Origin of the sequence: Allokutzneria sp. NRRL B-24872 (assembly GCF_002155965.1) — a bacterium.
Classification (GTDB): Bacteria; Actinomycetota; Actinomycetes; order Mycobacteriales; family Pseudonocardiaceae; genus Allokutzneria.
In genome coordinates, this window is record NZ_MUMH01000396.1 from 1 (window position 1) to 659 (window position 659).

General features: G+C 70.7%; 1 protein-coding gene and 1 pseudogene. One reads left to right on the forward strand and one right to left on the reverse strand.

The window, feature by feature from the left end; all coding sequences use genetic code 11:
* A partial coding sequence (locus CCN37_RS38275) for a cytosine permease (RefSeq protein WP_210408422.1) occupies positions 1-187 on the reverse strand: 187 nt, incomplete at its 3' end.
* A gap of 87 nt (positions 188-274) precedes the next feature.
* Here CCN37_RS38275 and CCN37_RS38280 point away from each other — a divergent pair.
* Positions 275-659, forward strand: a pseudogene (locus CCN37_RS38280) (hypothetical protein); the annotation flags it as partial.

The following is a 659-nucleotide window of genomic DNA, read 5'->3' on the forward strand; positions in this document are numbered from 1 at the left end:
GGCCGTTGAAGACGACCAGACCGACGCCCATCGTGAGCAGCAGCACACTGATGTTGGCCGCGACCCAGGTCGGGAAGAGCTCGCGGACCTTGCCGGTCCGCTCGGCGTCGGGGACGGGTTCGAGACCGCGTGTCTCCACGGCGCCGTCGTGCGTCGCGCCTTCGGTTTCGGAGGCGGCGTGGGGCATAGGGGTACTCCGTCGTACAGATGTGGGGGAACCACCCACTGTACGTGCTCCGCCATCGGCCCCCTCGTGGCAGATACTGGACGGGTTATGGAACTCATCCTTGCTGTAGTCATCGCTCTCGTCGTCGCGGTCGCCGTGACGAGCGGGCTAGTGATCAGCGGTCGCAAGAAGAAGCAGCTGCCGCCGGCCGAGCCGCCGTCCACCGCGCCGACCATCACCGCTCCGCCCGCAGAGCCGCACGTCGGCGAGGAGGCGGAGACACCGCGGGAGGAACCGCGGCGCACGGTCGAGGAGGTCGAGCTTCCCGCCGAAGCGGTCCCCGAGGCCCCGGTCGCCGAGGAGCCCCTCGTCGAGGAGCCGCTCGTCGAGGAGCCCCTCGCTCCCGAGATCGAGGTTCCCGAGCCCACCGCCGGCCGTCTCGTACGGCTCCGGGCCCGGCTCGCCCGCTCCCAGAACTCGCTCGGCAAGGGGC